Origin of the sequence: Streptomyces sp. SID11385, assembly GCF_010548245.1 — a bacterium.
GTDB lineage: Bacteria > Actinomycetota > Actinomycetes > Streptomycetales > Streptomycetaceae > Streptomyces.
The window spans coordinates 1-6,122 of sequence record NZ_JAAGLR010000722.1; the positions used below are offsets into that span (position 1 = coordinate 1).

6 protein-coding genes and 2 pseudogenes are annotated in these 6,122 nt (G+C 76.2%); 5 read left to right on the plus strand and 3 right to left on the minus strand.

The window, feature by feature from the left end; genetic code table 11:
• The 3 genes and pseudogenes from G3I42_RS21920 to ybaK all read left to right on the plus strand — a co-directional run.
• Positions 1–602 (plus strand): annotated as a pseudogene (locus G3I42_RS21920) (hypothetical protein); the annotation flags it as partial.
• A 138-nt stretch (positions 603–740) separates the two neighbouring features.
• Positions 741–1,481 carry an LON peptidase substrate-binding domain-containing protein gene (locus tag G3I42_RS21925; protein ID WP_164288453.1) on the plus strand — a complete coding sequence of 247 codons (741 nt, stop codon included), beginning with the start codon at positions 741–743 and terminating at the stop codon, positions 1,479–1,481.
• A gap of 9 nt (positions 1,482–1,490) precedes the next feature.
• Positions 1,491–1,991 (plus strand): Cys-tRNA(Pro) deacylase, encoded by a 501-nt coding sequence (gene ybaK / locus G3I42_RS21930; RefSeq protein ID WP_164288455.1) that lies wholly within the window; start codon positions 1,491–1,493, stop codon positions 1,989–1,991.
• A gap of 15 nt (positions 1,992–2,006) precedes the next feature.
• Here the strand turns inward: ybaK and G3I42_RS21935 are convergent, their stop codons facing one another.
• From G3I42_RS21935 to G3I42_RS21945, 3 genes are all read right to left on the minus strand, one after another.
• Positions 2,007–2,771: an ABC transporter permease gene (locus G3I42_RS21935; RefSeq protein ID WP_343244621.1), complete on the minus strand. Its 765-nt coding sequence runs from the start codon at positions 2,769–2,771 to the stop codon at positions 2,007–2,009.
• 143 nt (positions 2,772–2,914) lie between these two features.
• A complete protein-coding gene (locus G3I42_RS21940) occupies positions 2,915–3,757 on the minus strand; it encodes an ABC transporter permease (RefSeq protein WP_164288457.1) in 843 nt (280 codons plus the stop codon).
• A gap of 118 nt (positions 3,758–3,875) precedes the next feature.
• Positions 3,876–4,886: an ABC transporter ATP-binding protein gene (locus tag G3I42_RS21945; RefSeq protein ID WP_164288459.1), complete on the minus strand. Its 1,011-nt coding sequence runs from the start codon at positions 4,884–4,886 to the stop codon at positions 3,876–3,878.
• A 251-nt stretch (positions 4,887–5,137) separates the two neighbouring features.
• Here G3I42_RS21945 and gvpO point away from each other — a divergent pair.
• Both gvpO and gvpJ read left to right on the plus strand, forming a co-directional pair.
• Positions 5,138–5,524 (plus strand): annotated as a pseudogene (gene gvpO / locus G3I42_RS38265) (gas vesicle protein GvpO); the annotation flags it as partial.
• 65 nt (positions 5,525–5,589) lie between these two features.
• A complete protein-coding gene (gene gvpJ, locus G3I42_RS21955; protein ID WP_164288463.1) occupies positions 5,590–6,048 on the plus strand; it encodes a gas vesicle protein GvpJ in 459 nt (152 codons plus the stop codon).
• Positions 6,049–6,122: the final 74 nt, after the last annotated feature.

Consider the following 6,122-nt stretch of genomic DNA (forward strand, 5'->3'; position numbering starts at 1 on the left):
ACGCGGCGGCCGGGGCGCAGCCCGAGGACCCGGTGCCGTGGCGGCTCGCGCTCGACGCGGCGCGCGGCACGGGCGCCGCGCACGACGTCTTCGCGGACCTGTGGGAGCGGGCGGTGCGGCGCAGCCCGCACCACGACGGCTCCCACGTCTCGGCGCTGCTCTACCTCTCGGCCTCCTGGCACGGTTCGCACGGCGAGTGCTTCGACTTCGCCGAGCGCGCCGCCGAGGACGCCCTGCCCGGCTCGCTGAGCCAGGCACTGCCGCTGCGCGCCGCGTACCTGTGGCTGCGCGCGGACGGGGCGGGCGAGGTCGTCTCCCGGGCCCGTGTCGTGGAGGCCGCCGAGCGGGCCCAGGCGCTCTCGGCGCGGTTCGCCGAGGGCGATCCGTGGCCGGCCGAGGTGCGCAATCTGCTCGTGTACGTGCTGGTGCGGCTGCGGGCCTGGGACGCGGCGCTCCAGGAGGTGCGGCGGGTGGGGCCGCTCGTGACCTCGTTCCCCTGGGCGCGGCTCTCGGACGACCCGCTCGCGCAGTTCATGGACGTACGGGACGGGGTGCGCATCGAGGTCGCGGCGGCGACCCCGCTGCGCGAGGCGCACTCCTGACGGGGGGTCGCAGAGCGCGGGCGGGGGGCCGCGGGGACGCCGGTACGGGGGTCCCCGGGCGGCGGCGCGGGGACGGCGCGGCGCGGAGTGCGCGAGGGCGCCGCGCGGGGGCGTCCCGGCCCATTAGGCTTGCCAGCCGTGACGACCGTCCGATTGCCTCTCTTCCCGCTGAACTCGGTGCTCTTCCCCGGGCTCGTGCTTCCCCTCAACATCTTCGAGGAGCGTTACCGCACCCTCGTCCGCGAACTGGAGGAGCTCCCGGAGGAGGAGCCGCGCCGCTTCGTGGTCGTGGCGATCAAGGACGGCCTGGAGGTCGCGCCGAGCCTGCCGGGGCTGCCCGGTGAGGACGCGAAGCCCGACACGCGGGCGGGGGCCGGGTTCGGGCCCGATCCGCGGCGGGCCTTCCACGAGATCGGGTGCATCGCGGACGCGGCGAGCGTGCGGGAGCGGCCCGACGGCGGGTACGAGGTCCTGACGACCGGGACGACGCGGGTCAGGCTCGGCGCGGTCGACGACTCGGGCCCGTACCTGACGGTGGAGGCGGAGGAGCTGCCCGAGGAGCCGGGGGACGACGCGGAGGCGCTCGCCGAGGCGGTGCTGCGGGCGTTTCGCGCGTACCAGAAGCGGCTCGCCGGGGCGCGGGAGCGCACGCTCGCGGCGGGGACCGAGCTGCCGGACGAGCCGAACGTCGTCTCCTACCTCGTGGCGGCGGCGACGATGCTCGACGTGCCGACGCGGCAGCGGCTGCTCCAGGCCCCCGACACGAGTTCGCGGCTGCGCGAGGAGGTGCGGCTGCTGCGTACCGAAACGGCGCTCATCCGGCACCTGCCCTCGCTGCCCGCGATGGAGCTGACGCGCACGCCGACCAGCCTGAACTGAGAGAACACCATGGCGAAGAAGACGAAGAAGAACCAGGCGGGCGGCACCCCGGCGACGGTCGCGCTCGCGCGGGCCGGCACGGCGTACACGCTGCACGCCTACGAGCACGACCCGGCGCACCCCTCGTACGGCGAGGAGGCGGCCGAGGCGCTCGGTGTGACGCCGGACCGGGTCTTCAAGACGCTCGTGGCCGAGGTGGACGGCTCCCTGACGGTCGCGGTGGTCCCGGTGGCGGGCACCCTGGACCTCAAGGCCCTCGCGGCGGCCGCGGGCGGCAAACGCGCCGTCATGGCCGATCCGGCGGCGGCCGAGCGCACGACGGGGTACGTGCGCGGCGGCATCTCCCCGCTGGGCCAGCGCAAGGCGCTGCCCACGGTCATCGACGACTCCGCCGCGGCCCACGCCACGATCTGCGTCTCGGCGGGCCGCCGGGGCCTGGAGGTCGAGCTGGCGCCCGGGGATCTGGCGAGCCTGACGAGGGCGGTGCTGGCGCCGATCGGGCGGGGCTGAAGACGCCCGCGGGGTTCAGCCCGCCGGAGGGGGCGCGTACGGGGCCGGGGCGCCTCCCGTGCCGGGGCGGCCGTCGGGGCCCCCACCGCCGGGGTTCCCGGGCCCCGTACTCCCGCCTCCCTCCGGGCCAGGAGCCGGCCACTGCTTGGGTTCGCCGCCCGGGGCCGGCCACTGCTTCGGCCCGGCGCCGCCCGGGCCCGTCCAGGCCGGGACCGCGTCCAGGCCGTACGGCGAGGGGTCGCGGGGACCGAAGGCGGCGGTCAGGAGGAGGTGGACGACGCAGGCCGCGAGGGGCCAGGCCAGCAGGGTGCCCTTCGCGGCGAGCTTCAGGGGGGCGTCGAAGGTGACGTTCTTGCCGGCCTCCTTCGCGTGGGCCACGACGTCCTGCGTCGGCCCGAGCCACACGCCGAGCCGCCACGCGACGACCGAACCGAGCAGCGCGCCCGCCGCCATGCCGAGGACCAGCGCGGCGCCGCCCGCGCGGCGCCACAGGAAGACGGCCAGGCCGGTGAGGATGCCGAACCCGAGGCCGATCAGGGCGAACGTGCCGTCCGCGCCGATGGGCTGCTCGCCCTCGCTGTCCTTGAGGTACACGGCCTTGCCGTCCGCGATCAGCGGCACGCGCGGCGCGAGCCAGAGCCACAGCGCCCCGAAGGCGAGCCCGAGCACGACGAGCGCGAGGGCGAGCAGAACGCCGCGCCGCACCTGCGCTCCCCCGCTCTCGGGGGCCTGTTGCGCGGGGTCGTACGGGGCCGGGGGCGGTGTCTGGGGAGCGCTCACCGGCCCATCGTGCCAAACGCGCCCCGGGACGGCCGTTCGAGGGGTGCCGTGCGGGGCACGCTGTGGACGGCCTGTGCGGCGCGCGGCGGGTGCAGCGGTCTTTCAGCGGGGGTGCGGCGGTGTTCGGCGGGGGTGCGGCGGTTTCAGCGCGGGCCCGCGACCGCCGCGCGCCGGTACGCCCACGTCGCCACCGCGAGCGAGACGACCCCGACGCCCGCGCAGACCCCGAGGTCGCCGAGGACCGCGAGCCAGTCGGGGTGCGCCGTGAAGGTCCTGGCGAAGGCTTCGACGCCGTACGTCGAGGGGAGCAGGTCGCGGCACCACTGGATCGGCTCGGGCAGGTGGTCGGCGGGCAGGACGCCGAGGAGCAGCGCGGCGGACATGCCGAGCTGGCCGAGGAGCGTGGCGAGTTCGGGGCGCGGCGCGAGCAGCCCGAACGCGGCGCCGAGCCCGGCGAGCGCCGCCCCGGCGAGCGGGACGACCGCGAGGAGAATCCACACGTGCGTGACCGGCAGGCCGAAGAGCCCGCAGCCGATGAGCGCGGTCACGAGGGTGCCGGGCGCCGTGAAGGAGGCGTACGCCGCCGCCGCGCCGAGCACGACGGCCGCGGGCGGCACCGGGAGGGTCGCGTAGTGGTCGAGCCCCCCGGTGGCGCGGAGCTGGCCGAAGTACTGGGCGAGGAGGTTGAGGGCGACGAAGGCGACGACGAGGACGGCCGAGCCGGCGACGACCGCGCGGGCCTCGTCGCCGCCGTCGACGACCCCGCGCATGAGGATCATGATGCCGACGGACTGGAACGTCGCGACGAAGAGCAGCGGGATGCGGGCCACGCGGGCCCGCGAGAGCTGGGCGCGGTAGACGGCGCCGAGCGCGGGCAGCAGCCGGGCCCGCGGCGCGAGCGGCGCGGGCGCGGTGACGGGCGCGCTCTCGCGGCGGGGTCCTGGAGTGCGCACGGTGGCGGTCACCTCGATCGGGGCGGCGCTCATCGGCGGCCGTCCGCGTGCTCGACAGGGTCCACGAGGTTCACCGGTACGGCTGTCACGGTCCGGGTGCTCCTGTTCGCTTTCGCTGGGCTGGTGCCCACCGGCCTGCCGCTGCGCGGGTTCACGCCTTGACCAGCCCCTTCGTGCTTCCGCCGAGGGAGAGGTAGACGTCTTCGAGGCTGGGGGTCGTGAGGGTGAAGTCGTCGAGCGCGAGGAAGGCGGCGCCGCCGGTCACGGCGGAGACGGCCGCGCGGGCCTCGTCGGGGGCGAGCCGCAGCGTCCAGCGCCGCCCGGACTCGGTCGCGGACGCCCGCAGCGCCGCGACCTCCGGTACGTCGAGGGGCGCCCGCTCGCGCCAGACGAGGTCGAGCCTGACCTCGTGGGCGACGCGGGACTTGAGCCCGGAGGGCGTGTCGCAGGCGATGATGCGGCCCGCTTCGAGCACGGCGACCCGGTCGAGCACGGTCTCGGCCTCGATGACGTTGTGGGTGACGAGCAGGACGGTGACGCCCTGCTCCTCGCGGCGCCGGTCCACGGCGGCCCACACGGCGCGGCGCGCGACGGGGTCCATGCCGGTGGTGGGCTCGTCGAGGACGAGGACGGAGCGGTCGCCGACGAGGGCGGCGGCGAAGCAGGCGAGGCGGCGCTGGCCGCCGGAGAGCTTCTTGAGCGGGCGGCCGGCGAGCGCGGTGAGGCCGAGTTCGTCGAGGATCGCCTCGCGGGCGGTGCGTACCGCCGCGGCGTCCATGCCGCGCAGCCGGCCCGTCGTCTCGACGGCGAGGGAGACGGTCAGCTCGTCGAGCGCGGTCGACTCCTGCCCGAGGTAGGCGAGCAGGCGCGCGGCGCGCTCGGGGTGGCGCACGAGGTCGTGGCCGAGGAGGTGGATGGAGCCCGCGTCAGGGCGCATGAGCCCGGTGAGCTGCCGCACCAGCGTGGACTTCCCGGCCCCGTTGGGACCGAGGAGGCCGAAGATCTCGCCGCGCCGCACATCGAGGTCGACCCCGTCGGTGGCCCGCACGGCCGGGGCGGGGGGCTGGCCGCGCCGCCCGCGCAGGGCCGGATACGTCTTGACCAGCCCACGCACCGCGCACACGACCTCGCCGTCGCGTGCCTCGCCCGTACCCGTGTCCACGACACCCGAGGCTACTGGGTCGGAGCCGGGAGGCGGTGCCCGGGGGCCGCTCGGGTCCCGGCCCCGGCGTGTCGGACCGGACACACCGTCCGGCCGGGCGCACGACCCGGATGGCTCCCTCCACCGCGCGCGCAGGCACGGGGATGACGGAACGTGGCCCCATGGCGGAAGCGCGCGGTACACGCAGAGCTACCCGGAGTGGTGGCACGAAGAGCACGGGAAGCACCCGGCCGAAGGCGGCCACGGGCACGTCCCGGCCGAAGAGCACGACCAGGAGCACGGCCAAGGGCACGGCCAAGAGCACGGCCAAGAGCGGGGCGAAGAGCCCGCCGAGGGACGCGCGGAAGAGCACGGCCGGCCGCGCCCCGGCGAAGGCCCCCGCGGCCTCCCGGCTGCGCGAGATCGCCACCGAGGCCGCCGAGGAGCTGGCGGCGCTCATCGGCCACGAGGCCGAGGGCGTCTCGGCGGTGCGGCGGGGCGAGGCCGGGTGGCGGGTCGAGGTCGACGTGGTCGAGGTGCTCCGCATCCCGGACACGACGAGCCTGCTCGCCACGTACGAGATGACGCTCGACGAGGAGGGCCGCCTCGTCGAGTACCGCAGACTCCGGCGCTTCCGCCGGGGCTGGGCCGACGGCTGAGCCGGACCGCCCGGGCCGCACCGGACGGGGGCCACTGCCACACCGACCTAGGAGCACGTCCTGCCATGACGATCCAGACCGAGTACGCCGAGCCCGGCGCCCTCCTGTGCGCACCGCGCGCGGGCACCCTCTACGACGTCCTCGAACTCATCCTCGACCGCGGCATGGTCATCGACATCTTCGTGCGCGTGTCGCTCGTCGGCATCGAGATCCTGAAGATCGACGCGCGCGTCGTCGTCGCCTCCGTCGACACGTACCTGCGCTTCGCCGAGGCGTGCAACAGGGTCGACCTGTCGAACGACCCGTCCAGCCGGACCGTCCCCGAGCTGTTCTCCGGGGGCACGGCGGGGCTCGCGGGCGCCGGGGCGAAGCGCGCGATCCACTCGGTCGGCGACAAGGTCAAGGACACGCTCGGCATGGACGGGGACGAGGACGCGGAGGACCGCGAGGACGAGCGCGAGCCCGCCCGCGCCCGCCGCCGCCCGGCCGGCACCGCGCGCCGCCGCAGGAGTGAGGCCGCGTGAGCACACCCGGCCTGTACGTCTACGCCGTCGTCCCCGAGGACACGGAACCGGCCGGGCTCACCGGGGTCGGGAGC